26 protein-coding genes are annotated in these 24,670 nt (G+C 46.0%); 14 read left to right on the top strand and 12 right to left on the bottom strand.

Annotated features, from left to right (window positions below; translation table 11 throughout):
- Positions 1-3: 3 nt before the first annotated feature.
- On the bottom strand, positions 4-1,452 hold the full coding sequence (locus MOC09_RS18210; protein ID WP_268371402.1) for an ABC transporter permease: 1,449 nt from the start codon (positions 1,450-1,452) through the stop codon (positions 4-6).
- A 212-nt stretch (positions 1,453-1,664) separates the two neighbouring features.
- Between MOC09_RS18210 and yclJ the strand changes: the two genes are divergently transcribed.
- The 4 genes from yclJ (at position 1,665) to phrC (ending at position 5,172) form a co-directional block, all read left to right on the top strand.
- Positions 1,665-2,348, top strand: a complete 684-nt coding sequence (gene yclJ / locus MOC09_RS18205; RefSeq protein WP_268360860.1) for a two-component system response regulator YclJ — start codon at positions 1,665-1,667, stop codon at positions 2,346-2,348.
- Positions 2,335-3,756 carry a two-component system sensor histidine kinase YclK gene (gene yclK / locus MOC09_RS18200; protein ID WP_187954636.1) on the top strand — a complete coding sequence of 474 codons (1,422 nt, stop codon included), beginning with the start codon at positions 2,335-2,337 and terminating at the stop codon, positions 3,754-3,756. The genes yclJ and yclK overlap by 14 nt, the downstream gene beginning before the upstream one ends.
- A 161-nt stretch (positions 3,757-3,917) precedes the next feature.
- Positions 3,918-5,066, top strand: coding sequence for a response regulator aspartate phosphatase RapC (gene rapC / locus MOC09_RS18195; protein ID WP_268360862.1), 1,149 nt, complete (start codon positions 3,918-3,920; stop codon positions 5,064-5,066).
- Positions 5,050-5,172: a phosphatase RapC inhibitor PhrC gene (gene phrC / locus MOC09_RS18190; protein WP_003224994.1), complete on the top strand. Its 123-nt coding sequence runs from the start codon at positions 5,050-5,052 to the stop codon at positions 5,170-5,172. Before rapC ends, phrC begins: the two co-directional genes overlap by 17 nt.
- Before the next feature lie 91 nt (positions 5,173-5,263).
- On the opposite strand, the gene MOC09_RS18185 is transcribed toward phrC, so the two are convergent.
- Complete coding sequence (locus MOC09_RS18185) at positions 5,264-5,374, bottom strand: YjcZ family sporulation protein (RefSeq protein WP_268360864.1); 111 nt, start codon at positions 5,372-5,374, stop codon at positions 5,264-5,266.
- Positions 5,375-5,514: 140 nt separating this feature from the next.
- Complete coding sequence (locus MOC09_RS18180; RefSeq protein ID WP_268360865.1) at positions 5,515-6,879, bottom strand: aspartate kinase; 1,365 nt, start codon at positions 6,877-6,879, stop codon at positions 5,515-5,517.
- Between the two features lie 383 nt (positions 6,880-7,262).
- Here MOC09_RS18180 and yclN point away from each other — a divergent pair, with 383 nt between their 5' ends.
- The 4 genes from yclN to MOC09_RS18160 are packed head-to-tail and all read left to right on the top strand — an operon-like array spanning position 7,263 to position 10,883.
- Positions 7,263-8,213, top strand: a complete 951-nt coding sequence (yclN, locus tag MOC09_RS18175; RefSeq protein ID WP_268371397.1) for a petrobactin ABC transporter permease YclN — start codon at positions 7,263-7,265, stop codon at positions 8,211-8,213.
- Complete coding sequence (gene yclO, locus MOC09_RS18170) at positions 8,206-9,153, top strand: petrobactin ABC transporter permease YclO (protein WP_268360867.1); 948 nt, start codon at positions 8,206-8,208, stop codon at positions 9,151-9,153. Before yclN ends, yclO begins: the two co-directional genes overlap by 8 nt.
- Entirely contained in the window at positions 9,147-9,905 is a 759-nt protein-coding gene (yclP, locus tag MOC09_RS18165) for a petrobactin ABC transporter ATP-binding protein YclP (protein WP_268360869.1), read from the top strand. The genes yclO and yclP overlap by 7 nt, the downstream gene beginning before the upstream one ends.
- A 21-nt stretch (positions 9,906-9,926) precedes the next feature.
- The gene (locus MOC09_RS18160; protein ID WP_268360870.1) at positions 9,927-10,883 is read left to right on the top strand and encodes a siderophore ABC transporter substrate-binding protein; all 957 of its coding nucleotides are present in this window, start codon (positions 9,927-9,929) and stop codon (positions 10,881-10,883) included.
- A 45-nt stretch (positions 10,884-10,928) separates the two neighbouring features.
- Here MOC09_RS18160 and MOC09_RS18155 read toward each other — a convergent pair whose 3' ends face one another.
- The 4 genes from MOC09_RS18155 to MOC09_RS18140 all read right to left on the bottom strand — a co-directional run bounded on the left by MOC09_RS18155 (position 10,929) and on the right by MOC09_RS18140 (position 14,461).
- Complete coding sequence (locus tag MOC09_RS18155) at positions 10,929-12,347, bottom strand: MDR family MFS transporter (RefSeq protein WP_268360872.1); 1,419 nt, start codon at positions 12,345-12,347, stop codon at positions 10,929-10,931.
- Positions 12,348-12,366: 19 nt separating this feature from the next.
- Positions 12,367-13,245 carry a TetR/AcrR family transcriptional regulator gene (locus tag MOC09_RS18150; protein WP_268360873.1) on the bottom strand — a complete coding sequence of 293 codons (879 nt, stop codon included), beginning with the start codon at positions 13,243-13,245 and terminating at the stop codon, positions 12,367-12,369.
- A gap of 162 nt (positions 13,246-13,407) precedes the next feature.
- Complete coding sequence (gene nfsA / locus MOC09_RS18145; RefSeq protein WP_268360874.1) at positions 13,408-14,157, bottom strand: oxygen-insensitive NADPH nitroreductase; 750 nt, start codon at positions 14,155-14,157, stop codon at positions 13,408-13,410.
- A gap of 16 nt (positions 14,158-14,173) precedes the next feature.
- Positions 14,174-14,461: a putative quinol monooxygenase gene (locus tag MOC09_RS18140; protein ID WP_019713321.1), complete on the bottom strand. Its 288-nt coding sequence runs from the start codon at positions 14,459-14,461 to the stop codon at positions 14,174-14,176.
- A gap of 140 nt (positions 14,462-14,601) precedes the next feature.
- Here MOC09_RS18140 and MOC09_RS18135 point away from each other — a divergent pair, with 140 nt between their 5' ends.
- A complete protein-coding gene (locus MOC09_RS18135) occupies positions 14,602-14,916 on the top strand; it encodes an ArsR/SmtB family transcription factor (protein WP_003234476.1) in 315 nt (104 codons plus the stop codon).
- A gap of 1 nt (position 14,917) precedes the next feature.
- Here MOC09_RS18135 and MOC09_RS18130 read toward each other — a convergent pair whose 3' ends face one another.
- Positions 14,918-16,357, bottom strand: a complete 1,440-nt coding sequence (locus MOC09_RS18130; RefSeq protein ID WP_268371395.1) for a PLP-dependent aminotransferase family protein — start codon at positions 16,355-16,357, stop codon at positions 14,918-14,920.
- Positions 16,358-16,462: 105 nt separating this feature from the next.
- Between MOC09_RS18130 and gabT the strand changes: the two genes are divergently transcribed.
- The 4 genes from gabT to gdh all read left to right on the top strand — a co-directional run bounded on the left by gabT (position 16,463) and on the right by gdh (position 21,020).
- Complete coding sequence (gene gabT, locus MOC09_RS18125; RefSeq protein WP_268360877.1) at positions 16,463-17,773, top strand: 4-aminobutyrate--2-oxoglutarate transaminase; 1,311 nt, start codon at positions 16,463-16,465, stop codon at positions 17,771-17,773.
- A 68-nt stretch (positions 17,774-17,841) separates the two neighbouring features.
- Complete coding sequence (gene gabD, locus MOC09_RS18120; RefSeq protein ID WP_268360878.1) at positions 17,842-19,230, top strand: succinate-semialdehyde dehydrogenase; 1,389 nt, start codon at positions 17,842-17,844, stop codon at positions 19,228-19,230.
- A gap of 122 nt (positions 19,231-19,352) precedes the next feature.
- Entirely contained in the window at positions 19,353-20,216 is an 864-nt protein-coding gene (glcU, locus tag MOC09_RS18115) for a glucose uptake protein GlcU (RefSeq protein WP_268371393.1), read from the top strand.
- 18 nt (positions 20,217-20,234) lie between these two features.
- A complete protein-coding gene (gdh, locus tag MOC09_RS18110) occupies positions 20,235-21,020 on the top strand; it encodes a glucose 1-dehydrogenase (RefSeq protein WP_268360881.1) in 786 nt (261 codons plus the stop codon).
- 43 nt (positions 21,021-21,063) lie between these two features.
- Here gdh and MOC09_RS18105 read toward each other — a convergent pair whose 3' ends face one another.
- The 3 genes from MOC09_RS18105 to ycnK are packed head-to-tail and all read right to left on the bottom strand — an operon-like array spanning position 21,064 to position 23,924.
- Complete coding sequence (locus MOC09_RS18105) at positions 21,064-21,678, bottom strand: YcnI family protein (protein ID WP_268371391.1); 615 nt, start codon at positions 21,676-21,678, stop codon at positions 21,064-21,066.
- A 13-nt stretch (positions 21,679-21,691) separates the two neighbouring features.
- The gene (locus tag MOC09_RS18100) at positions 21,692-23,317 is read right to left on the bottom strand and encodes a copper resistance CopC/CopD family protein (protein ID WP_268360884.1); all 1,626 of its coding nucleotides are present in this window, start codon (positions 23,315-23,317) and stop codon (positions 21,692-21,694) included.
- Positions 23,318-23,351: 34 nt separating this feature from the next.
- Positions 23,352-23,924 (bottom strand): copper uptake transcriptional regulator YcnK, encoded by a 573-nt coding sequence (gene ycnK, locus MOC09_RS18095; RefSeq protein WP_088111542.1) that lies wholly within the window; start codon positions 23,922-23,924, stop codon positions 23,352-23,354.
- Positions 23,925-24,088: 164 nt separating this feature from the next.
- Between ycnK and MOC09_RS18090 the strand changes: the two genes are divergently transcribed.
- A complete protein-coding gene (locus MOC09_RS18090; RefSeq protein WP_268360885.1) occupies positions 24,089-24,442 on the top strand; it encodes a hypothetical protein in 354 nt (117 codons plus the stop codon).
- Between the two features lie 40 nt (positions 24,443-24,482).
- Here MOC09_RS18090 and MOC09_RS18085 read toward each other — a convergent pair.
- Positions 24,483-24,670: IS3 family transposase (locus MOC09_RS18085; RefSeq protein ID WP_268371389.1), on the bottom strand; the 188-nt coding region annotated here is incomplete at its 5' end.

The raw sequence follows: 24,670 nt of genomic DNA, 5'->3' as shown, positions 1-24,670 counted from the left end.
TTTCTATTCCTGTTTTGTCAATATCGTTTTTGGATGGAGCCGCAGTACTGAAATAGACGGCAGCAATGTTGCGATGATTGCGATGATGATGCCGATTCCCCCAAGAACAAGCATGTCGTTTATAGAAACCGCGACGTTCAGCGAATCAATGACATCCACGTTTGCTGAGTTGTGGCCGAACATTCCGCCGCCCATGCCGCCACCGCCGCCAGGCATTTGTCCGCTTTGCCCGCTAGCGGTTTGCGTTGAATCAGATGACGAACTGATCTGCTGGGACAACAGCTGATTTCCGAGCTGGTTCGCGACTAGATTTCCTGTCAATGAAGCGATGCCAATTGCAATAATGGCCACGATCAGAATTTCAGTTAAGAACTGTCCGATCAATTTCCAGCGTTTTTCGCCGATCGCCATTAATACGCCCATCTCATATTTGCGTTCTCTGATTGACATCATGACAATCAGACCGAGAATGACAGCGCCTGCCACTGACACAAGATACACGACGTTTTTAGAAAAAGAAGCTACATTTTCAATCGGGCCGACCATTTGCTGATAAAGCTGATCGTTTGTATTCAATGTGAATGTATCAAAATCAATCGATGTTTTCTTGGCTGCTTTTACGAAAGCATCAATATTTTTGGCATCATCCATATAGTAAACAGCTGAGTCAATCGTATTTTTGTAGTCGTCACTTTTCAGTGCTGCTGTCGCTGTGTAAGGTGTGTAAAGTTTATTGTAAGGATTTAAGAAAGAGAAATTCTGGGCTTGGTCATCGCCTGACGACGTAGTTTTATAAATACCGACAACCTTCAGCTTCAGCGTTTTATCTTCATCCGTTGCTGATTCAATCGTGATCGAATCGCCGACGCCTACATCATTTTCTTCCGCTAATGTTTCATTCATCACTGTTACGTTTTTGCCGACATCTGATTTTGTAATCGCGCGTCCGTCAGTGATTTTTGAATCCCCGTCAGAGAATTCATCAACTAACGCTGTGCTGGTGACACCTTCAATAGAAAGATCGGCCTGAATCCTTTGCGGTCCGCCTTGTCCGTTTTTAGTATTTGAGCTTGAACTGGAATCACTGGAACTAGAGCTTTCAATGGCATCAAAGTTTCCTGCGTTAGCTGAAGCTGAAGTAATGTAGTTGTAGCTCTTCACATGATCAAGTGCTGCAAGCTTATTTGCATCAGACACTTTGATCGGTGTTGATTCAAAGCTGCGTTTTTCTCCGCTGTCTTGCTGTTTTTCCATTTGCTTCTGGCGGTCAACCTGGAGCGTCACGCTTCCGCCAAGCTCCTGTCTGGCCAGTTCGCTTGATTTTTGTGCTGCCGACTGGATGGTAAGGCCCGACAGAACAAAGACACATATGACAGTAAACACAAATAATTGCAATAATGTTTTTCCCTTTTTAGCCTTCATATTCCAAAAGGCCCGTTTGATAAAGTTCATTTATGTTCCTCCGTGTGGGTATTTTTATTGTGAAGACCGCCTGTGGGGCGGGCCCGCTTGTTGATAAATTAATAGTAGTCCAAAGGTATGAAAAAAATATGAATAATCTATTTCTAGTTGATGAAATAAAAACTAACAATTGTGAAACACAAATTCTTCTGTATAAAATGGTGCTATTATATAGAAAAGCATCAATACAACCGGAGGAAACGATGAAAATATTAATGATAGAAGATAATGTTAGTGTATGTACGATGACGGAGATGTTCTTTTTTAAGGAAGGTTTTGAAGCAGAATTCGTTCATGACGGGCTTGAGGGATACCAGCGTTTTACGGAAGAAAATTGGGACCTGATCATTTTGGATATTATGCTTCCATCCATGGACGGTGTGACCATCTGCAGAAAAATCAGAGAGACAAGCACAGTGCCGATTATCATGCTGACAGCCAAAGACACGGAATCAGATCAGGTCATCGGTTTTGAGATGGGAGCGGACGATTATGTCACGAAGCCGTTCAGTCCGCTGACATTGGTTGCCCGCATCAAAGCCGTCATCAGAAGATACCAGGCGACAGGCAAGGCAGTTATTGATGAAGATATGATCGAATCGGAATGCTTTACCATTAATAAGAAGACGAGAGAGGTGTTTTTAAACGGTCAGCCTGTAGAAAACCTCACGCCGAAGGAATTTGATCTGCTCTATTACCTTGTCCAAAATCCGCGGCAGGTGTTCTCCAGAGAACAGCTGCTAGAGCAGGTATGGGGCTATCAATTCTACGGAGATGAGCGAACGGTTGACGTTCATATTAAACGGCTGCGGAAAAAGCTTGCAAGTGAAGACAAGCCTTTCCTATATACGGTGTGGGGAGTAGGGTATAAATTTGATGAAGATTAAATATTTATATCAGCTGCTGCTTAGCCATATCAGCATATTGATTTTAGCGTTTGTCATTATCATTTCTCTGTTTTCCCACTTTGTGAAGGAATTTGCCTATCAAAACAAGGTAGAGGAATTGACGTCATATGCGGTGCAGATCGCAAACGAATTCCAAGCGGGCCAGGTTGACATGCGCAGGCTCTACCCTTATCAGGACATTTTAAGCACAAGAAAAACGCAGTTTATCATCTTTAATGAAGAGCAGCAGCCTTATTTCCTTCCTGAAGGCTTTCATCACCAACCGAGGGAACAGCTGAAGAAATCAGAATGGAATAAGCTGAAAAAAGGGCAGACTGTCATGATCAGGGCAGATGGCCGTTTTGATGATGAAGTGTCCCTTGTCGCGCAGCCTATATTTGTTCAGAACGAATTTAAAGGCGCCGTTCTGCTGATTTCTCCGATCAGCGGTGTTGAACAGATGGTCAATCAGGTCAACCTCTATATGTTTTACGCTGTGATCAGCACGCTCGTCATTACCATTCTCGTCAGCTGGCTGCTATCGAAATTCCATGTCAAACGGATCCAAAAGCTGAGAGAAGCGACGGATAAAGTGGCTTCTGGCGATTATGATATCCACTTGGAAAACAGCTACGGAGACGAAATCGGTGTGCTTGCGTCCGATTTTAATATCATGGCGAAAAAATTAAAGCAATCAAGGGATGAAATCGATCGCCTTGAGAAGCGGAGAAGGCAGTTTATCGCTGACGTGTCACACGAATTAAAAACACCGCTGACAACGATCAACGGCTTGGTTGAAGGGCTGAACAGCCATACGATTCCTGAGGATAAGAAGGATAAATGCTTCTCGCTCATTAGTGAGGAAACGAAGCGCATGCTGCGGCTCGTAAAAGAAAATCTGGATTATGAAAAAATCAGATCTCAGCAAATCACCTTGAACAAGCTTGATGTTCCGCTGATCGAGGTGTTTGAAATTGTGAAAGAGCACTTACAGCAGCAGGCGGAAGAAAAACAAAACAAGCTGATCATCCAGGTAGAGGATCACGTCATGGTTCATGCCGATTACGACCGTCTCATTCAAATTCTCGTCAACATTACGAAGAACAGCATCCAATTTACGCAAAACGGCACCATTTGGCTGCGCGGTATAGAGGGCTATAAAGAGACGATTATCGAAATTGAAGACACGGGAATCGGAATTTCAAAAGAGGATATTGAGCATATTTGGGAGCGGTTCTACAAAGCTGATATTTCTAGAACGAACACGGCCTACGGTGAATATGGACTCGGCCTCTCCATCGTCAAGCAGCTCGTTGAAATGCATCAGGGGACAGTAGAAATCAAGAGTGAAGAAGGAAAAGGCACAACATTCATCATCCGCCTTCCTTTAACAGCAAAACAGCCATAACATATAGGGCGGCGGCATCGTCAAATGCAGCCGCCTTTTTGCACATCGCTTCGGTTTATTGCGTGCTCCCGAAATAAAGATTGCGTGTTTTTCGGGTCGGGACGGACTGCAAACATGATAAAATATGACATAAACAGTTTTTGATGGGAGAGGGTGAAGGAATGAAGAGCGGGGTAATTCCTTCTTCAGCGGTCGGTCAAAAAATTAACGAGTGGTACAAATATATCCGGACCTTCAGTGTGCCGGATGCCGAAGTGCTAAAAGCTGAAATCCAGCAGGAACTGAAACACATGCAGCACGATTCCAACTTGCTGCTTTATTATTCACTAATGGAATTCCGCCACCAGCTAATGCTTGATTATCTCGAGCCGTTAGAGAAATTAAATATCGAGGACCAGCCAAGCCTGTCTGAATTATCAAGAAACATCGACAGCAACCAGGCAGATCTCAAAGGGCTGCTCGACTATTATGTGAATTTTTTCCGCGGGATGTATGAGTTTGATAAGCGGGAATTTATTTCTGCCATTACATATTATAAACAGGCGGAGAAAAAACTTTCCTTTGTCGCAGACCATATTGAACGGGCTGAATTCTATTTTAAAATCGCGGAAGCCTATTATTATATGAAGCAAACGTACTTTTCGCTGATCAATATAAAAAACGCCTATGAAATATACGTGGAGCAGGAAACCTATAATGTGAGAATCATTCAATGTCATTTCGTGTTCGGGGTCAATCTGATGGATGAAAGGAATTTCGAACAAGCCGCCCGCCATTTCAAATTGGCGCTCGAAATGGCCGAAGCAGAACAAAAAGCCCAGCTTGTCGGAAGAGCGTATTACAATCTCGGATTATGTTATTACAATCAAGAACTTCTCGACCCTGCCATTGACTACTTCGAAAAAGCGGTTTCCACGTTTGAAAGCAGCAGGATCATCAATTCGCTGCCGCAGGCCTATTTTTTAATCACCCTGATTTATTATAAGCGGGGAAAACATGAGAAAGCTTCGGAATATCACAAGCGGGGCTATGAATATGCTAAAGAAACAGACGATGCAGACTACGCCGTAAAATTCGAGTTTTTGAAATTCCTATATCAGGATCAGCCCAATGTCGAAGGAATCGAACGATGTTTCCAATACTTAAAAAATAAAAATATGTACGCTGATATAGAGGATTTAGCCCTAGAAGTAGCAAAATACTACTATGAACAAAAATGGTTTAAGCTGTCTGCTTCCTACTTTCTACAAGTTGAAGAGGCAAGAAAACAAATACAAAGGAGTGAAGGTTTGTATGAAATTGAAATCTAAGTTGTTTGTTATTTGTTTGGCCGCAGCTGCGATTTTTACAGCAGCTGGCGTTTCTGCTAACGCGGAAGCACTCGACTTTCATGTGACGGAAAGAGGAATGACGTAAGAACCAGCCCCTTCTCATTGAGAAGGGGTTTTCCTTTTCAAAAAACACCGCAAGACATAGTCTTGCGGTGCCCGCAGAGACAGTCAGCAGCTTAGTAGCTTCCAAAAAACGCAGCCCCTACGATAATTAAAAGAATAAACAATACAACGATTAAAGCGAAAGAATTGATGCCGTAACCGCCGCCGTTAGAGTATCCTGACATAAGGTTTCACCTCCCTATGAAGGATACTATAAGATATGCAGAAGGCATCAGCTTGTCAGGGATAATAGTGGACAAGAAAAAAAATGAACAATTCGGCTATAAAAAATAGCGGGCGCTGCCGCCCGCTATTTTATGTATGACTAAGAGATCAGCACGGCCGCGAAAAATTCTTGGTACAACGCTTGAACGGCTTTTCTTTCTTCGGCTTCCTTCACCCCGAACATCATGCTCACTTCAGAAGACCCTTGGTTAATCATTTCGATATTCACCTTCGCCTCTGATAAAGCTTTGGCTGCTCTTGCCGTTGTGCCGACATTGTGGCGCATCGCTTCTCCAACAACCATGATCAGTGCAAGGTGGTGCTCGACAATCACCTCGTCGGCGTGCAGATCCTCTTTGATCCGTTTGATGACGCTGCGCTCAGTGGCTGCATCCATTTGCCCCTGCCGCAAGATGATGGTCATGTCATCGATCCCCGATGGAACATGCTCATATGTCAAACCGTGCTCCTCCAGAATTTGAAGGGCTCTGCGGCCAAATCCGATTTCTCTGTTCATTAAATACTTGCTGATATAAATGCTGCAAAAGCCGGTATCACTGGCAATGCCGACGACAGGCCCGTTTGTGTTATCCCGTTTGCTGACGACGCGAGTGCCTTGTGCTGACGGGTTGTTCGTATTTTTGATTTGGACGGGAATCCCCGCTCTGAATGCCGGGATGAGCGCTTCATCATGAAACACTGAAAAGCCCGCGTAGGACAGCTCCCGCATCTCTCTGTATGTCAGCTCGCTGATTTCCTTTGGATGCTCAACGAAGGATGGATTGACAGAGTACACAGCATCCACGTCTGTAAAGTTTTCGTACAAATCAGCATGAAGTCCGTTAGCAAGAATGGATCCGGTAATATCAGAGCCGCTCCGTGAGAATGTGATCACATCGCCTTCCTTGCTGAATCCGAAAAAGCCGGGAAAAATGATGAGGCCGTCGCGTTCCCGAAGGCGATAAAGGTTTTGATAGGATTCAGGGAGAACTTGCGCGTTGCCGGGTTCATCTGTCACAAAAAGGCCGGCATCCTTCGGGTTCACATATTCCGCTCTGACGCCTTTATGGCGGAAATAAGCGGCGATCAGTTTGGCGTTGTTATCCTCACCGCTGGCTTTGACTGCGTCAAGATACTGCTCGGGATTGCTTTTCTCTCCTTCTAAAAGCGTAAACAGATCATCCCGGATTTTGTCGATAATGCCATACTCCAGCTGAAGCTCATTTGCGATGAGGGCATACCGTTCCACTACAGCTTCCGCCAGTTCAGGGGCACTCCCTGCTGCCAAATATTGTTCTGCACATGCGATTAAGAGATCAGTCACTTTCGTATCCTCAGCGTAGCGTTTTCCGGGAGCCGAAACGACTACAGCTTTCCGTGCCGGGTCTGAGGTTACGATGTGAAACACTTTTTCAAGCTGGGCGCCTGAAGCGAGTGAGCTGCCTCCGAATTTAACGACCTTCATGTTTACATCTCCTAATGTTTAAAATTTTCACACAAATTTAGTATTTATTATCTCTCTTTCAGTTCTGTAAATCAAGGGGGAATTTCTTTCTGGAACGAACATTTGTATTTTCCACGAGGAATATTGTCAGGTATGCTAACCGTATAAATGCGCCATAATGATAAATATGGTAAGCAATCTACGATTTGGGATGGAAAATGGTTAGAATTATTAGTAAAATTGATAAATGACTAGGTTAATATTTTTAAAGAATATTGACTAACTCTAGAAAAATGGTAATATGTAAATGATAATGATAATCAATTACTATATGGCCATATTGTTTTGAGTCCTTGCGGAGTAGGAGATACGTTCTTTTTGCTGTAAGGATGTAAGGAGGCAGCATGAAGCTACGTTACTTATTCATTCTACTTATCATATTAGCAGTCACATCTGTATTTATCGGCGTAGAAGATCTGACGCCGCTTGATCTCTTTGATTTGAGCAAACAAGAGGCATCAACGCTGTTTGCAAGCCGTTTGCCGCGATTGATCAGCATTATCATAGCGGGCTTAAGCATGAGCATCTGCGGTTTGATTATGCAGCAGATCAGCAGAAACAAATTTGTGTCACCGACAACGGCGGGCACGATGGATTGGGCCCGGCTCGGCATTTTAATTTCCTTGCTGCTGTTTACATCCGCCAGCCCTTTAATCAAAATGCTGGTTGCGTTTGTCTTTGCTCTGGCAGGAAATTTTCTGTTTATGAAAATCCTTGAAAGAATCAAGTTTAACGACACCATCTTTATTCCGCTCGTCGGTTTAATGCTCGGGAATATCGTCAGTTCAATCGCGACATTTATCGCATATAAATATGACTTGATCCAGAATGTGTCATCATGGCTTCAGGGAGACTTCTCTTTAGTCGTGCAAGGAAGATACGAGCTTCTTTATCTGAGTATTCCGCTCGTCATCATTGCCTATGTATATGCGGATAAATTCACATTGGCCGGTATGGGAGAAAGCTTTTCTGTCAACCTCGGCCTGAAGTACAAGCGGGTAGTGAACATCGGGCTCATTATCGTGTCCCTGATCACGTCTCTTGTCATTTTGACTGTCGGTATGCTGCCGTTTCTCGGTCTAATCATCCCGAATATTGTATCGATTTACAGAGGAGACAATCTGAAGAGCAGCCTTCCGCATACTGCGCTGTTGGGAGCGGTTTTTGTGCTGTTTTGCGATATTTTGGGCAGAGTCATTATCTTCCCTTATGAAATCTCGATTGGCCTGATGGTCGGAATCATCGGCAGCGGCATTTTCCTGTTTATGCTGTTAAGGAGAAAAGCGTATGCGTAACCAGATGAAAATTGCGTTGCTCGTTGGTTTAGCCTTGATATGTATTGGCTTGTTTCTGTTTTACGACTTAGGCAATTGGGATTACACCCTGCCGAGACGAATCAAAAAGGTCGCTGCCATTGTGCTGACAGGGGGAGCGATTGCGTTTTCGACCATGATCTTTCAAACGATTACGAACAACCGCATCCTGACGCCGAGCATCTTGGGCCTTGATTCTCTCTACATGCTGATTCAGACCGGCATTATCTTTTTGTTCGGGTCTGCAAATATTGTCATCATGAATAAAAACATCAACTTTATCATCTCTGTTCTGCTGATGATTCTGTTTTCCCTTGTTCTGTATCAGATCATGTTCAAGGGAGAGGGGAGAAATATCTTTTTCCTTCTGCTCGTCGGAATCGTGTTTGGCACGCTGTTCAGCAGCCTGTCTTCCTTTATGCAGATGCTGATTGATCCGAATGAGTTCCAAGTGGTGCAGGACAAGATGTTTGCCAGCTTTAACAACGTCAATACGGATTTGTTATGGCTCGCGTTCATCATTTTCCTGCTGACAGGCATTTATGTCTGGCGTTTTACAAAGTTTTTTGACGTGCTGTCGCTCGGGCGAGAGCACGCCGTGAATTTGGGCATTGACTACGACAAAGTGGTGAAGCAGATGCTGGTCGTGGTTGCGATCCTTGTTTCTGTTTCAACCGCGCTAGTCGGGCCGATTATGTTCTTAGGCCTTCTAGTCGTCAACCTGGCGAGAGAATTCCTGAAGACATATAAGCATTCATACTTAATCGCAGGCTCCGTCTTCATCAGTATCATTGCGCTTGTCGGAGGGCAGTTTGTGGTTGAGAGAGTGTTTACCTTCTCAACGACGCTGAGCGTCATTATTAATTTTGCCGGCGGGATTTATTTTATCTACTTGCTGTTAAAGGAGAATAAATCATGGTAGAGGTCAAAAATGTAAGCAAACAATACGGCGGGAAAGTTGTCCTTGAAGAGACGTCAGTCACCATACAAAAAGGCAAGATTACCTCGTTTATCGGTCCTAACGGCGCCGGCAAAAGCACGCTGCTGTCTATTATGAGCCGCCTGATCAAAAAGGATTCCGGCGAGATTTTTATAGACGGGCAAGAGATTGGCTCCTGCGACAGCAAAGAGCTTGCCAAAAAAATGAGCATTTTGAAGCAGGCGAATCAAATCAATATCAGGCTCACCATCAAAGACCTCGTCAGTTTCGGCAGATTTCCGTACTCACAGGGCCGGCTGACAGAGGAAGACTGGGTTCATATCAACCAGGCGATCGGCTATATGAAGCTGGAAGACATTCAGGACAAATATCTGGATCAGCTGAGTGGCGGACAGTGCCAGAGGGCATTTATCGCCATGGTCATTGCCCAGGACACCGATTATATCTTTCTGGATGAGCCGCTGAACAACCTGGATATGAAACATTCAGTTGAAATTATGAAACTGCTGAAACGGCTGGTAGAGGAGCTTGGAAAAACAATCGTGATCGTCATTCATGATATCAATTTCGCATCCGTCTACTCCGATCATATCGTGGCTTTGAAAAACGGCCGAATCGTAAAAGAGGGCCCGCCTGAGGAGATTATAGAAACCTCTGTGCTTGAGGAAATCTATGATATGACAATCCCGATTCAGACGATTGATAATCAAAGAATAGGTGTTTATTTTTCTTAAAATATAGAAGAGGTGAAAAGCATGAAAAAGTTTGCATTATTATTCATCGCTTTGGTGACGGCTGTTGTCATTTCTGCATGCGGAAACCAAAGTACAAGCAGCAGCAAAGGTTCTGATTCTAAAGATGAACAAATCACAGTGAAACACCAATTAGATAAAAACGGCACAAAAGTGCCAAAGAATCCCAAAAAAGTCGTTGTATTTGATTTTGGCAGCTTAGATACGTTAGATAAACTTGGTCTTGATGATAAAGTAGCGGGCCTGCCGAAACAAGCCCTTCCTAAATATCTGTCCAAATTCAAAGATGACAAATATGCTGATGTCGGAAGCTTAAAAGAGCCAGACTTTGAAAAAGTAGCGGAGTTAGACCCTGACTTGATCATTATCTCAGGCAGACAATCTGAGTCTTACAAAGAATTCTCTGGAATTGCGCCGACGATTTACCTTGGCGTAGACACAGCGAAATACATGGAATCATTTAAATCAGATGCACAAACAATCGGAAAAATCTTTGATAAAGAAGATGAAGTAAAAGACGAACTTGCAACAATTGATAACTCAATTGAAGATCTTAAGAAAAAAGCTGAAAAGCTGAACAAAAACGGTCTTGTGATTATGGCGAACGACGGCAAAATCAGCGCCTTTGGTTCTAAATCAAGATACGGCCTGATCCACGACGTATTCGGCGTGACTCCGGCTGATAAAAACATCAAAGCATCTACTCACGGACAAAGTGTTTCTTATGAGTACATCTCAAAAACAAACCCTGATTACTTGTTTGTTATTGACCGCGGTACAGCAATCGGAGAAACATCATCTACAAAACAAGTTGTTGAAAATGATTATGTCAAAAACGTAAACGCAGTGAAAAATGATCATGTCGTTTACCTTGATTCTGCTACTTGGTACTTATCAGGAGGCGGACTTGAGTCGATGACGCAAATGATTAAAGAAGTAAAAGACGGTTTAGAGAAGTAAAACCAAAAAGAGCCTCCGCTTAATAGCGGGGCTCTTTTTTATGGATCAGCGTGCCGGCTGCTGTTCGGCAGGCCGCTGAGGTTTCTTTAATGTGAATGAGAGAAGGAAGCCGGCAAGTGCAATGCAGGCTGCCACGATAAAAGCGGCGTTCATGCCGTGCAGGGCGGCGTGCTTCACATTTGTCGTGCCTGCGTGAGCCGCCTGGTTGCTCATCACGGATACCAATAGTGCGGTTCCGATCGAGCCGCCGACTTGGCGAATCGTGTTGTTCATCGCTGTTCCGTGCGGAATCAGATGGCGCGGCAGCGCATTGATTCCGGCTGTCGTCACCGGCATCATGATCATGGCGGTGCCTAAGAGACGAACGGTATACAACACTACAATCCAAGCTAGTGATGTATGTTCGGTCAGCTGCATAAATGGCAGCGATGTCAGGAAGATGATGCAGAAACCGGCAATCGCCAGCCCTCTTCCGCCGACACGGTCAAAGATTCTGCCGATAATCGGTGACATGAAGCCCATCACGACGGCTCCCGGAAGAAGCATAAGCCCTGTATCAAAAGCTGTGACGTCTCTGACGTTTTGTGTATAAAGCGGCAGGATGGTTTCCGTACCGATTAATAATGCAAAGACAAGCGTTCCAAGCAGTGTTGTTAAGCTGAACACGCCAAACGTAAAGACACGGAATTCGAGCATCGGTTTTTCAAGCTTCATTTGTCTTGTAATAAACAAGAGCAGTGCGATGATACCCACCAGCAATGATATCAAGACGGTTGAACTGGTCCAGCCGTAAGAGCCGACGCTTGAGAAGCCGTACAGAAGGCCGCCGAATCCAAAAGTTGAAAGGATGACTGATAAAATATCAATCTTTGTTTTTCTTAAAGTCGTCACGTTCTTCATCAGAATGCTGGCAAGAATTAAATCAATCACAGCAAACGGAAGAATGATATAAAACAGTGATCTCCAAGAGAAAGCTTCGACTGCCCATCCGGAAAGAGTCGGTCCGATCGCAGGCGCGAACGAGATGACCAATCCGACCATACCCATGGCCTGGCCGCGCTTTTCAATCGGAAAGATCGTCAGGAATACGGTTTGCATGAGCGGCATCATAATCCCGGCTCCGGCCGCTTGAATAATGCGGGCTGCCAGCAGAACCGGGAAGTTCGGCGCGAACGCTCCGACGACTGTTCCGGCAGTGAAAATACTCATCGCTGTAATGAGCAGCGCCCGGCTCGTGAATTTCTCAATTAAAAAGGCGGTAATCGGAATTAAAATCCCATTGGTTAACATAAACGAAGTGGTCAGCCATTGCGCTTGGTTGGCATCGACATTGAAATCCCTCATGATATGGGGAAGTGCGGTAATTAACAGCGTCTGATTCAAAATCGCGACAAACGCCCCTGCTAACAAAATGCCGACAATGACAGAACGGTTAAAAGGTTTTTGTTCAATACTTGTGTCCAATACATATCCCTTCTTTTCTCTAAGTAATTAACAGTGTTTTTAACATCGAAACGGGCTGTGTTAAAACACCGGTTTGTTCCAGATAGCCAATCAGTGATTTGAGTAAAAAAGTGCGGGGTTCTTCCTTCTTCGCTTCTTCCTCCAGCATGGCGGCTGCGGATGCCAGTTCATCTACGTCATAGTCCGCGGCTGGCAGGGAAGAAATGCTTTTATGTAATTCCTTCAGGCTTTCCGACAATAGGGCTGATTTATCCTTTGGCTTGCAGGAGGATGCTGAATGAATATAAAGCTCGATGGCTTCATGCGGAAGAAGAGACTGCCGGGTTTCCTTGTTTTTGACAATCTGATTGAGGGTGCTGATGATAAACTCCGCGATCGGGTCAAGCTCAAGCGGTTTTTCCTCTATTTTGATCAGCATTAAAAACTCACGCATCATGCCGTGAAGAATGATCACCAAATCCCACACAAACGGGAGAATGGCTTCTCCATACGCCTGGATCAGCGAATCGCGGTGCCAGCAGATAATCGTTGATCTGGTCTGATAAATATGCTGTTTGACCCGGTCATTATGCAGCTTGGGATTTCCGTAGGTCAGCATATTGAAAAACTGCTGATTCCGCCTGAAGCCTTCCAGCTCCATTTTGACCTTTTGCGTCAAACGCTCCTCCGGTGTCAGTGAAGTATTTTCCTGCAGTCTTGAGGCCGCGGCCACCATTTGTTTCTGGTTAAATGACAGCAGCTCCAAAAGCAGATCTTCCTTAGATTGAAACAGCTTATATATCGAAGCTTTTGACATCTTGCATTCTTCTGCGATCGCCTGCATGGAAACAGACGTAAAATCCTTTTCCGAAAAAAGCTTTCGCGCAGCTAGCAAGATATCTGTTTTTTTATCAAGCATCTCATGGCTTCCTTCTTTCTTGAACATTAGAAAACCCATTGGTTCACAGAAAACCAATGAGTAACAATGAAAAAATTTTACCAAATAAACTAAATAGAAGTCAATGGATTTTAACCGGACAATTGAAAGGCCTGCCGGAAAATCCGACAGGCCGGGTGATACTTATTTTTCAACTTTAAATCCTTGTTTCTCAAGCATTTCACGGATATGCGGATAGTACAGGCGCTCATAGTAGGAAGCGATGCTCTGTGACCAGTTTCTCGTTTCTTTTCCGTTTGTCCGTTTATTCATGTATTCAGACATCTGCTCATCATATGCCTGAATGTGAGACGTCAGCTCATCTTGATTCAAATATGTTTCCTGATGATTGACTGCTTCCTGCGGAAGGCGCGGTTTTTTCGCTGAACGGTCGGCAGGATGGCCAATAACAAGGCCGGATAAAGGAAACACGTATTTCGGAAGCTCAAGAAGTTCGATCAGCTCTTGAGGGTTTCCGCGAACCGCGCCGATCGGAACTGTGCCAAGTCCGAGTGACTCAGCCGCTGCAGTGGCTGTGCCGAGGGCGATGCCAGCGTCTACTGCGCCGACAAGGACAGATTCTAAGCCATTTGTGATTTCCATTTTGAAATCATTCAGATCCTCAAGCGCGATTTTGGCCCGGTTGAAGTCTGCGCAGAACAGCAGGAAAACAGGAGCCTGGTCAATCCAAGGCTGCCCGCCTGCAAGCTCGGAGATTTTCTTTTTGCGCTCTTTATCCTGCACTGTGATCACAGTCACTTGCTGCCCGTTGATAGAAGATGGCGCTGATTGCACTGCTTGAATGATTTGGTCCAATTGTTCCTGGGCTACAGGCTCGTCTGTATAGCTGCGAATCGAGCGGTGGTCTGTTAATGATTTGATGACTTCATTCATATGGGACACCCTTTCCTTATTCGCTAAGCTCTGTGCGGACAACATCAAGAGGAGCGCTCAGCAGTTCTTTTCCTTTTGCGACAAATCCTTGGAAATGCGCAGTTTCATTGTGGAATTTCATCGCTGCTTCATCTTTCCATTGTTCAAGCATCACAAATGTATTTTCTTCTCCTACTTTTTCAAACAGGTCGTATTGCGCGTTGCCTTCCTCAGCTCTTGAATGCTGAACAAGCGATTGCGCCTCGTTCAAAAATTCCTCGCGTTTTTCTGGTTTTACTTTGATATAAGCCTGTAATACGATCATCTCAATCTCCTCCATCGTTATGCTGAATTTATTGTTCGAATTTAATCGAACTAACTGTAACATGTAATCAAAATGAGGTAAAGAAAAAACCCTTAAATAGTAAAATTGTCATTCTAATAGTTGTGTGATACATTTGTGTCATGAACATTCCAAACCATCCAGAAACAGAAACGTTGCAGCTGACAAAGGTCCTTCACGCACTGAGTGATCCGCTTCGTTTAGAGCTCGTCAAGCAATTGGCTGAAGCGAAAGAAAAAACGTGCAGCACATGTGCGGATGTACAGGTTGCCAAATCGACCTTGTCGCATCATTTTAAAGTGTTAAGAGAATCAGGCATCGCTCAAGTTCGCATAGAAGGAAAGCGCCGATATTATTCGCTTCGGGCTGAAGACCTTGAAAAGGCATTTCCGGGCCTGCTTGAAGCTGTGCTGAATGTGGACCAGGACCGCTGGTGAATCAATCCCCTTTACCGGGGATTTTTTTATGGCCGTAAACCGCTTTGAAAAGCCTCTGGACACCCTCCTGAATGTCTTCTTCCTTCAGCCGTGCAAAGCCGATGATGAGAGCGGGCCTGCCCGAATGCAGCTTGTTTTCCTCCAAGTCAAATCGGCTCATTCCAAAGATTTCAAGCTGCTGGCCGGCAGCGTCTGCCAGGATGTCTTGTTCGGTACGGCTGGTTGCAAATTCGGTTACAAAATGCAGTCCCGCATTTGCCCCTTTTACGGTAACCTCTCCGCTGAACTTTGTTTCTAAAGCGGTGATCAGGCGTTCTCTCTTTTCTTTATAATGCTGCTTCATTTTTTTTATATGCTTCTGGTATTCTCCGGACTCGATAAATTCCTGCAGGGTGAGCTGTGTAAGAGACGAGCATGTCTGCAAATCATAGCCCCGCTGTTTGTATGTACGCAGTAGCTCAGGCGGCAGCACCATATAGCTGATCCGCAAGCCGGGGAGAAGGGACTTTGAAAAGGTTCCCATATAGATGACATTTTGAAAACGGTCGAGGCTTTGCAGCGCCGGAATACTGTCTACATCATATGTGAATTCACTATCATAATCGTCCTCAATGATATATCGGCGCGGCTCCTCGGCTGCCCAGTTCAGCAGCTGAATTCTTCTGGATACAGGCATAATTGTTCCGGTCGGAAATTGATGCGACGGGGTCGTCACCAGCACATCAAGCTGCTGCTTGCTGATTTCAGCAATTGACATGCCTTTTTCATCCAGCATGATCGTCTTCACCTCTTTTCCGGCGTGTTTTAATAGCTGGTACATACGCCTGTAACCGGGCTCCTCCATCGCATACACTGCTTCTTTAGGCAAAAGCTCAGCCAATAGCTGCATGAGCACCTGTGTGCCTGCCCCTATGACGATTTGTTCCGGCCGGCATTTTACGCCCCGCGTCAGGGAAATGAGCCTGCTGATGGCCGCTCTCACTTCATATATCCCTTGCGGATGCGACATATCACCGAGCGTACGGTATGAGCGAGAGGCCGCTTTTTGCTCGCAGCGAAACCAGCTTTTGATCGGAAAATGGTCTGTATCGGCACTCATGTGTGAAAACGAAATCCAATCGCTCTGATCCATGTGGGCCTCTTTCAGGTCATCCGGCAGTGTAAACGGGGGGTGCTCCTCGGCAGAAAACATGTCCAGCTTCTCCACGAAAAACCCCTTTCGCTCAATGGCGTACAAATATCCCTCGGCCAATAGCTGCTGATAGGCTGAATTCACTGAGTTTACACTGACCTTCAGCTTTTCAGCCAGCTCCCGCTTGGAAGGAACCTTCGAGTGGGGCAGCAAATTGCGGCTGAGAATTTCTTTTTTCAGCTTTTGATAAATTTGCTGATAGATGTAATCGGCTTGTTCTGAGTGGTCGAGTGTGATTGTGATGTCCATATGCAGCTTCTCCTTCTGATACCATCAAAAAGTTATAATTGGTACTTTTCATCATACCAAAAAGAAATCAGAATGATAAGAAAATAACGACAGGGGGACATTTACATGAGTCAAACAACAGCAAGCGTCACAACTGCCCAGTGGCAGCAAAAACGGGATCAATTTGTGTCAAAAGGTGTGAGCAACGGCAACCGCAGTCTGGCGGTTAAAGGAGAAGGGGCTGAGCTGTACGATCTGGACGGCCGGAGATTTATTGATTTTGCAGGCGCCATTGGAACGTTAAACGTCGGACACTCGCATCCGAAGGTGGTAGAAGCAGTGAAGCGGCAGGCAGAGGAGTTGATTCACCCGGGCTTCAATGTCATGATGTACCCGTCTTATATTGAATTAGCCGAAAAACTGTGCGGCATTGCTCCAGGCAGCCACGAGAAAAAAGCGATCTTCCTGAACTCAGGGGCGGAAGCGGTCGAAAACGCTGTGAAAATCGCCAGAAAGTATACGAAGCGCCAAGGGGTTGTCTCGTTTACGCGCGGATTTCACGGGCGCACGAATATGACGATGAGCATGACGAGCAAGGTAAAACCTTATAAATTCGGCTTCGGGCCTTTTGCGTCAGAGGTTTATCAAGCGCCGTTCCCTTATTATTATCAAAAGCCGGCGGGCATGAGTGATGAAAGCTATGACGACATGGTCATCCAAGCGTTCAATGATTTCTTTATCGCTACAGTCGCGCCTGAAACGGTAGCGTGTGTTGTGATGGAGCCAGTGCAGGGAGAAGGCGGGTTTATCATTCCTTCGAAGCGGTTTGTACAGCATGTCGCCAGATTCTGCAAAGAACATGGCATTGTGTTTGTCGCAGATGAAATTCAAACAGGCTTTGCCAGAACAGGCACTTATTTCGCGATTGAGCACTTTGATGTAGTGCCTGATCTGATTACGGTTTCTAAATCGCTTGCGGCAGGCCTGCCATTAAGCGGTGTGATCGGCCGCGCGGAAATGCTTGATGCAGCGGCGCCCGGAGAGCTGGGCGGCACGTATGCGGGAAGTCCGCTTGGGTGCGCGGCGGCGTTGGCTGTTTTGGGCATTATTGAAGAAGAAGGCCTGAATAAACGTTCTGAGGAAATCGGCAAGATTATTGAAGAAAAAGCGTTTGAATGGAAAACAGAATACCCGTTCATCGGTGACATCCGCAGACTCGGGGCAATGGCGGCAATCGAAATCGTCAAGGATCCAGACACGCGTGAGCCTGATAAAGCGAGAGCGGCAGCCATCGCAGCGTACGCGAATCAAAACGGATTACTGCTGCTGACAGCCGGGATCAACGGCAATATCATCCGCTTTCTGACACCGCTGGTTATTTCAGATGAGCTTTTGAATGAAGGGCTCAGCATCTTAGAGGCGGGCCTGCAAGCTTAATTATTGGAAAGAAAACGGCTGGGTCTGCTATCATTTTAAGTAATCACGACAAGAAAGGAATGTTCAATATGCCAGATCAATTAACGGTCTACAACCCGGCTACGGGCGAGGAGATCAAAACGATTCCTCAGCAATCAGCCAAAGAAGTAGAAGAAGCCATTGAACGTTCACATCAAGCGTTTAAAACGTGGTCTAAAACATCAGCGAACGAAAGAGCGTCTCTTTTGAAAAAATGGTATGAGCTGATTGTAGAACATAAAGAAGAACTTGCAGATTTAATTACAAAGGAAAACGGAAAACCGTACCAGGAAGCAGTCGGCGAAGTGCTTTACGGCGCAGGCTATATCGAATGGTTCGCAGAGGAAGCGAAGCGCGTGTACGGAAGAACGGTGCCTGCTCCGACAACCGGTAAACGAATTGTTGTCACACGCCAGCCGGTCGGCCCTGTTGCTGCCATCACGCCTTGGAATTTCCCGAATGCGATGATAACGCGGAAAGCGGCGCCTGCTCTTGCTGCCGGCTGTACATTTATTATCAAGCCGGCACCGGACACACCGCTGTCTGCCTATGAGCTTGCGCGCCTCGCATATGAAGCGGGCATTCCGAAGGATGTTCTTCAGGTTGTCATCGGTGATGGAGAAGAAATCGGAAATGTGTTCACAAGCAGTCCGAAAATCCGCAAAATCACGTTCACAGGATCAACACCAGTAGGAAAAATCCTCATGAAAAACAGCGCGGACACCGTGAAACACATCTCCATGGAGCTCGGCGGACATGCACCGCTGATCGTGGATGAGGATGCAAATATTGATCTTGCCGTTGAACAAGCGATGGTGTCTAAATACCGCAACGCGGGTCAAACCTGCGTATGTGCCAACCGCCTGATCGTTCATGAATCCATCAAAGATGAATTTGCTGCGAAACTGAGCGAGCAAGTGTCTAAGCTGAAAGTCGGAAATGGACTTGAAGAAGGCGTCAATGTCGGCCCGATCATCAACAAAAGAGGCTTCGAAAAAATCGTCAGCCAAATTGATGATGCGGTTGAAAAAGGCGCGAAAGTGATTGCTGGGGGCACATATGACCGAAACGATGACAAAGGGTGCTACTTTGTGAATCCGACAGTGCTCACCGATGTTGATACGTCCATGAATATCATGCACGAGGAAACATTCGGCCCGGTTGCGCCGATCGTCACGTTTTCTGATATTGATGAAGCGATTCAGCTTGCCAACGATACACCGTACGGTTTGGCTGCTTACTTCTTCACAGAAAACTACCGCCGCGGCATCTATATTTCCGAGAATCTTGAGTATGGCATTATCGGCTGGAATGACGGCGGACCGTCAGCGGTTCAAGCGCCATTTGGCGGGATGAAAGAAAGCGGCATCGGCCGTGAAGGCGGTTCAGAAGGCATTGAGCCGTACCTTGAAACAAAATATATGTCCATTGGTTTGTAAAAGAATGCAAGCTCCTGAGAGCTGCCGGATCTTCCGGCAGCTCTTTTTGTGTTCCGGCGAATAATCACAACAATTCCAGCCAAAATAACAGCAAATACATTTTGAAAGAAGGTTCCCCAACAATGGATTTATTATTGGCTCTTCTCCCGGCTTTGTTTTGGGGGAGCATTGTTCTCTTCAATGTGAAATTAGGCGGCGGGCCGTACAGCCAGACCCTGGGAACGACGATCGGGGCGCTCATTGTTTCGATCGTGATTTACTTTTTTGTTCAGCCCGTTCTGTCACTGCGCATTTTTATTGTTGGAATCGTATCCGGCTTATTTTGGTCACTTGGGCAAGCCAACCAGCTGAAAAGCATTGAATTGATGGGTGTATCTAAAACAATGCCGATTTCCACAGGAATGCAGCTCGTTTCCACCTCGCTGTTCGGTGTGATCGTGTTCCGCGAATGGTCAACACCGATTGCAATTACGCTTGGCATTCTCGCTCTGATCTTTATCATTGTGGGAATCATTCTCACATCTTTGGAAGATAAGAAGGATAAAAAAGAAGGCGAGCCAAGCAACTTGAAAAAGGGCATTTTGATTCTCCTTGTCTCGACTCTTGGTTATTTGGTTTATGTCGTCGTGGCTAGGTTGTTCAATGTGTCCGGCTGGTCGGCACTGCTGCCGCAGGCGATTGGCATGGTGGTTGGAGGGTTGGTTTTAACCTATAGGCACAAACCCTTTAACAAGTATGCGATCCGAAATATTCTCCCAGGCTTAATCTGGGCAGGCGGAAATATGTTTTTGTTTATTTCTCAGCCGAAAGTTGGCGTTGCAACAAGCTTTTCCCTGTCACAAATGGGAATTGTCATTTCTACGCTCGGCGGCATATTCATCCTGCGTGAAAAGAAAACGAAACGCCAGCTGATTGCTATCGCGATCGGGATCATCTTAATTATTGCTGCCGCTGTATTTTTAGGGATTGCCAAAACAAATTCATAACAATTGAGGAGGATGTATATGTATCCGGATTTAAAAGGAAAAGTCGTCGCTATTACAGGAGCTGCATCAGGTCTCGGGAAAGCCATGGCCATTCGCTTCGGAAAGGAGCAGGCAAAAGTGGTCATCAACTATTATAGTAATAAACAGGATCCGAACGAGGTAAAAGAAGAGGTCATTAAGGCGGGCGGTGAAGCCGTTGTCGTCCAAGGTGATGTCACGAAAGAGGAAGATGTACAAAATATCGTGCAAACTGCCATTAAAGAATTCGGCACACTCGATATCATGATTAATAATGCCGGACTTGAGAATCCTGTGCCATCTCACGAAATGCCGCTCAAGGATTGGGATAAAGTCATCAGCACGAACTTAACGGGTGCCTTTTTAGGAAGCCGTGAAGCGATTAAATATTTCGTAGAAAATGATATCAAGGGAAATGTCATCAACATGTCCAGCGTGCATGAAAGAATTCCATGGCCGCTATTTGTCCACTACGCGGCAAGTAAAGGCGGAATTAAGCTGATGTCAGAAACATTGGCTTTGGAATACGCGCCGAAGGGCATTCGCGTGAACAATATCGGGCCAGGTGCGATCAATACGCCAATCAATGCTGAAAAATTTGCTGACCCTAAACAGAAAGCAGATGTAGAAAGCATGATTCCGATGGGCTATATCGGTGAACCGGAGGAAATTGCCGCAGTGGCAGCATGGCTTGCTTCGAAGGAATCCAGCTACGTTACAGGCATCACATTGTTTGCGGACGGCGGAATGACGAAATATCCTTCTTTCCAGGCAGGACGCGGTTAAATAAAAAAGCGACCCAGACATGACATCTGGATCGCTTTTTTTATTATGCACGCTTTTTCTTTACAAGAGCCGCTACAGATAAAATTATGGCAGCCGCAGATAGCACAATCGCTGTGATGTCTAGAGCAGAAGAGCCTGAGTTGTCGGAATCGTCTTCCGTTTTCGTTGCGCCGTGCTCATCTGTCACTTGCTTTGCAGCGGTAATGTTTGTAATGGAATGAGGTGTATCCGCATCCTCGTCACCTGTCCACTCAACTATGCTGCCGTCTTTGTAGTATTGGTAGGCGTCCCAGGCGGCTTCCTCGGCTTTTCCAGGGTTTTTGGCAACAAAGGTAAACTGCTGGAACTGTCCTTCCTGAATGCCGCCGCCAGTTGCTTCCCACGTCACGGATACTGATTTGTCATCATGTTTCTGAGTGGATACCTTCCAGCCCGGGATTGGCTCGTATTGCTGGAATTCAACATCCTTTGGCATCTTGAGGACAACCTTTGTTGTCGGCAGATTTTTCTCAGAAGGAACCTTCATTGTATAAGTCTCCCAAGAGCCTGCAGCGGATTCAGCAGGCTTTACAGTAACGTGCGCGCTGGCTGGGGCCGTAAAGAATAAGAGGGAGCCAACAATAGCGGGACATAGTGTGAATGCGATTTTTTTCAACAACTTAAACACTCCTTTAATTGGTCTTTGTAAAGATGATATTGATTTCGTTAAAGTCTCCGGTCAGCCCGTGGACTTTGACCTTCCAGTTGCCCTTTTCATTAATGGACAGGTTTTCATCCTGGAAAACGCCTTCTGATGTCTCTTTTAATTGAAACGTGCTTTTGTTTTCACTTCCTGACAGGCCTGTTTTATAAACGGTTAGCGTAATTTGCTGGATGTTTTTCACCGGGTTGCCGTTATGGTCGGTGATTCGCAGCTCAAATACGTTTTTGCCTGGCTGGTTCGGGCTGATGCTGAGAGACACGCTTTGCCCGTTTTCAATGGCTTTTGTTTGGTAGAACGGTGTTGGCGCAGGCTCAGGCGGGCTTGGCAGACTTGTAAACACGGCCGCTGTGATCAATACGGCGATGCCGATTGCCCATTCCGCTTTCAGCGTTCGGCTGATTCCTGTGCGGCGCTGCTTTCTGGTCAGCAGAAAATGAACCGCGCCTAAGACCAGCATCAAAACAAACAATCCGCTTTTCACTAAAAGAGCTTGCCCGTACGCAGTATGAAACAGTGAATCCATCGAACGAATGATAAAAAAGCCATTAAGCAAGCCTGAAAACAAAATGACGCCGACGGCAGTAAGCGCCCACGGGGAGAACCGTCTGACCGTTTCCCATGCGAACGTTTTATCAGGCTGCTTCCATTCTTTTGCGAGCAGCAACACGAGTGCCGCTACCCCGCCGACCCAAATGGTAGCGGAAGATAAATGAAGGAAATCCATCAAAATGCCGACCGCTTTTTCTTCAACGACAGCTGCATGCCCGGTAAATGCTTTGGCAAGCAGGAGAGCGAAATAGAAAATGAGCGGCGCTGTCCAATAGCTGAAGGACGAAAAGCGGTTTTTTCGTATCGCAGGGATTACAGACAGTGCAAGCAGCACATACAGCACGGTCTGTATGATCCAGATGGTGCCGCCGGCAGTCTCAAACAGTGTTTCTCTGATGTAGCCCGGCTGGAAGGCGCTGCCCCAGCCGCCGCCCGCGTTTGCTTTTGTCTGAATCGGAAGCTGAAGCAAAAGCGCCAGACCCAGTGCGGTGATGGAGACTATCAGGATGCGCCTTGTCCGTTTGGTGAGCTGTTCTGAGTTCCCTTTATACCAGAAGAGATGGAAGAAAACCGTCCCGATAAACAGAGATAAGGCTGTATACAGAATGGCACGGTCCGTGGCTGTTCCCAGATTCAGCGCGGAACCGGCTGCTTTTTGGCCGCTGAATCCGCCATCCGCTTTTCCGATGCTGAATGGAATGACGCCGGAAACAGGATGCCCGTCTGCGGACACGGCGTTCCATTCGGCCCTGTACACATCATGCGGCAGATTCTTTTTCAGCTTCACCGTCATGATGTGATTGTTATCTTTTTTAATTTCAGTCTTGTCCAAATCCACCCGATCGCCGTTTGAATTATAAACTTTAATGTAATGAAACCCTTCTTCAACCGGTTCATTAAATTCGATTTCCACCTGTGCTGGGGCGCTTTTTAATTCGCTGTTTTCCCCAGGTGAAGATTTGACAATATAGGCGTGAGCAAAGCTTGTTTTCGGCAGGAAAACAAGAAAAAGCAGAAGGATGATCCACCATCTGTTTTGCTTCATCACTCAAACACCACCTTCCGCTGTATATGTTGTGTTATGTCTTGGTGCAGGTGCAGCGCTTTTTTCTGTCTTGAAGCATGTCCTCCAGCGCCTGGTCGAAGGTGCGGACGGCTCCGCCGAATCCTTTTTGAAACCGTTCGGCATGGTCGAGTGTCGCAAACGGAATCGCCTGCGGCTGGCAGCAGTGCAGGTTTAATTCAGCGTTGACGACGAAATAAGCCGAACCGGCACTGACCGTTGTGTGTAACAGAAAATCTCTGCAAATCAAGTGTGAAACCTCTTCCGTTTTATCTGCGTAACGCAAGAACGCGCAATGTGCGCAGCATAGCTGTTCAATGTCTTGGTTTACCGTAATCAGCTGAACCGAATGGGCCTGATTGACCGGCTTCAGACAGTAGCTGCACATATGATCTGCTTGAGGTGTCCGGGCTGGGAGCGTGATGCCGCCGGCCGTTTTAATGACCTGATTTGACTGAACCAGCTGATTGACATCTCTGTATACCGTCATTTCCGAAACGCCAAACCGTGCGCTGATATCAGAAATTCTGAGCGCGCCTTCTTCTTTCAGCCACTTCAGTATGTGTTGCTGTCTATTAATCGGAAGCATTCATACATCCCCTCCATTAAGATCTATTTAAGCGTAGAGGATTTTGGAGACAGAGACAAGTAAGCTGATGATAAAAAATGTGAAAATGTGTTGAACAGCAACAAAACGAAACAGAAGGGACTCTGGTATAATAGACATATGGAATGGAAAGTGAGGAATACCCTATGAAAGAAACCCTATGCCCGAACTGCGGCAAACCTTTGACAGGCGACATGGTCAGATCGTCAAATGTACCTTGTCAATTTCGCTGCGGACACTGCCGGGAACGGCTTTATGAATATAAAGTATCAGCACCGATTATGCTGGTGTCATTAGCAGTCATCGTGCTGCTCATTTATCTGCTGCTGCTCCTTCGCAATGCGGCAGGCTCAATGCTGCCGGCCGTACAGCACGTGCCGATGGCCGTGTTTGCGCTCGTATGCGCCTATCCCGTTTTTATTGTGAGTGAGCGTATGATCGCAAAGTACGTGATTCAAAACGGCAATATTATTTATAGAAGAAAGAGAAAAGGCTCCTGATACCGGTCTTATCCCTGTCAAGTAGACAGCCACAAAAAGCCTAAGCAACCAGTGTGTTACGGTATTGTACCGGAGCACACTGGTTTAATTTTTTCTGGAATCGTTCGTGATTATAGAATTGAATGTAATCTTCAATGCTCTTGTGAAGCTCTTCTTCGGTTTGACACGTCGAAAAATATGCATTCTCTGTTTTGAGATGCGAGAAAAACGATTCGATACAGGCATTAT

The organism is Bacillus sp. N12A5 (genome assembly GCF_026790125.1).
GTDB lineage: Bacteria > Bacillota > Bacilli > Bacillales > Bacillaceae > Bacillus.
This window is presented reverse-complemented; position numbering and strand designations above follow the sequence as displayed.

What these genes read in the sequence shown, in the direction of transcription:
- MOC09_RS18210 (WP_268371402.1), bottom strand. Translation starts at nt 1,452, where the DNA reads ATGAACTTTATCAAACGGGCCTTTTGGAATATGAAGGCTAAAAAGGGA.
- yclJ (WP_268360860.1), top strand. Translation starts at nt 1,665, where the DNA reads ATGAAAATATTAATGATAGAAGATAATGTTAGTGTATGTACGATGACG.
- rapC (WP_268360862.1), top strand. Translation starts at nt 3,918, where the DNA reads ATGAAGAGCGGGGTAATTCCTTCTTCAGCGGTCGGTCAAAAAATTAAC.
- phrC (WP_003224994.1), top strand. Translation starts at nt 5,050, where the DNA reads ATGAAATTGAAATCTAAGTTGTTTGTTATTTGTTTGGCCGCAGCTGCG.
- MOC09_RS18185 (WP_268360864.1), bottom strand. Translation starts at nt 5,374, where the DNA reads ATGTCAGGATACTCTAACGGCGGCGGTTACGGCATCAATTCTTTCGCT.
- MOC09_RS18180 (WP_268360865.1), bottom strand. Translation starts at nt 6,879, where the DNA reads ATGAAGGTCGTTAAATTCGGAGGCAGCTCACTCGCTTCAGGCGCCCAG.
- yclN (WP_268371397.1), top strand. Translation starts at nt 7,263, where the DNA reads ATGAAGCTACGTTACTTATTCATTCTACTTATCATATTAGCAGTCACA.
- yclO (WP_268360867.1), top strand. Translation starts at nt 8,206, where the DNA reads ATGCGTAACCAGATGAAAATTGCGTTGCTCGTTGGTTTAGCCTTGATA.
- yclP (WP_268360869.1), top strand. Translation starts at nt 9,147, where the DNA reads ATGGTAGAGGTCAAAAATGTAAGCAAACAATACGGCGGGAAAGTTGTC.
- MOC09_RS18160 (WP_268360870.1), top strand. Translation starts at nt 9,927, where the DNA reads ATGAAAAAGTTTGCATTATTATTCATCGCTTTGGTGACGGCTGTTGTC.
- MOC09_RS18150 (WP_268360873.1), bottom strand. Translation starts at nt 13,245, where the DNA reads ATGCTTGATAAAAAAACAGATATCTTGCTAGCTGCGCGAAAGCTTTTT.
- nfsA (WP_268360874.1), bottom strand. Translation starts at nt 14,157, where the DNA reads ATGAATGAAGTCATCAAATCATTAACAGACCACCGCTCGATTCGCAGC.
- MOC09_RS18140 (WP_019713321.1), bottom strand. Translation starts at nt 14,461, where the DNA reads ATGATCGTATTACAGGCTTATATCAAAGTAAAACCAGAAAAACGCGAG.
- MOC09_RS18135 (WP_003234476.1), top strand. Translation starts at nt 14,602, where the DNA reads ATGAACATTCCAAACCATCCAGAAACAGAAACGTTGCAGCTGACAAAG.
- MOC09_RS18130 (WP_268371395.1), bottom strand. Translation starts at nt 16,357, where the DNA reads ATGGACATCACAATCACACTCGACCACTCAGAACAAGCCGATTACATC.
- gabT (WP_268360877.1), top strand. Translation starts at nt 16,463, where the DNA reads ATGAGTCAAACAACAGCAAGCGTCACAACTGCCCAGTGGCAGCAAAAA.
- gabD (WP_268360878.1), top strand. Translation starts at nt 17,842, where the DNA reads ATGCCAGATCAATTAACGGTCTACAACCCGGCTACGGGCGAGGAGATC.
- glcU (WP_268371393.1), top strand. Translation starts at nt 19,353, where the DNA reads ATGGATTTATTATTGGCTCTTCTCCCGGCTTTGTTTTGGGGGAGCATT.
- gdh (WP_268360881.1), top strand. Translation starts at nt 20,235, where the DNA reads ATGTATCCGGATTTAAAAGGAAAAGTCGTCGCTATTACAGGAGCTGCA.
- MOC09_RS18100 (WP_268360884.1), bottom strand. Translation starts at nt 23,317, where the DNA reads ATGAAGCAAAACAGATGGTGGATCATCCTTCTGCTTTTTCTTGTTTTC.
- ycnK (WP_088111542.1), bottom strand. Translation starts at nt 23,924, where the DNA reads ATGCTTCCGATTAATAGACAGCAACACATACTGAAGTGGCTGAAAGAA.
- MOC09_RS18090 (WP_268360885.1), top strand. Translation starts at nt 24,089, where the DNA reads ATGAAAGAAACCCTATGCCCGAACTGCGGCAAACCTTTGACAGGCGAC.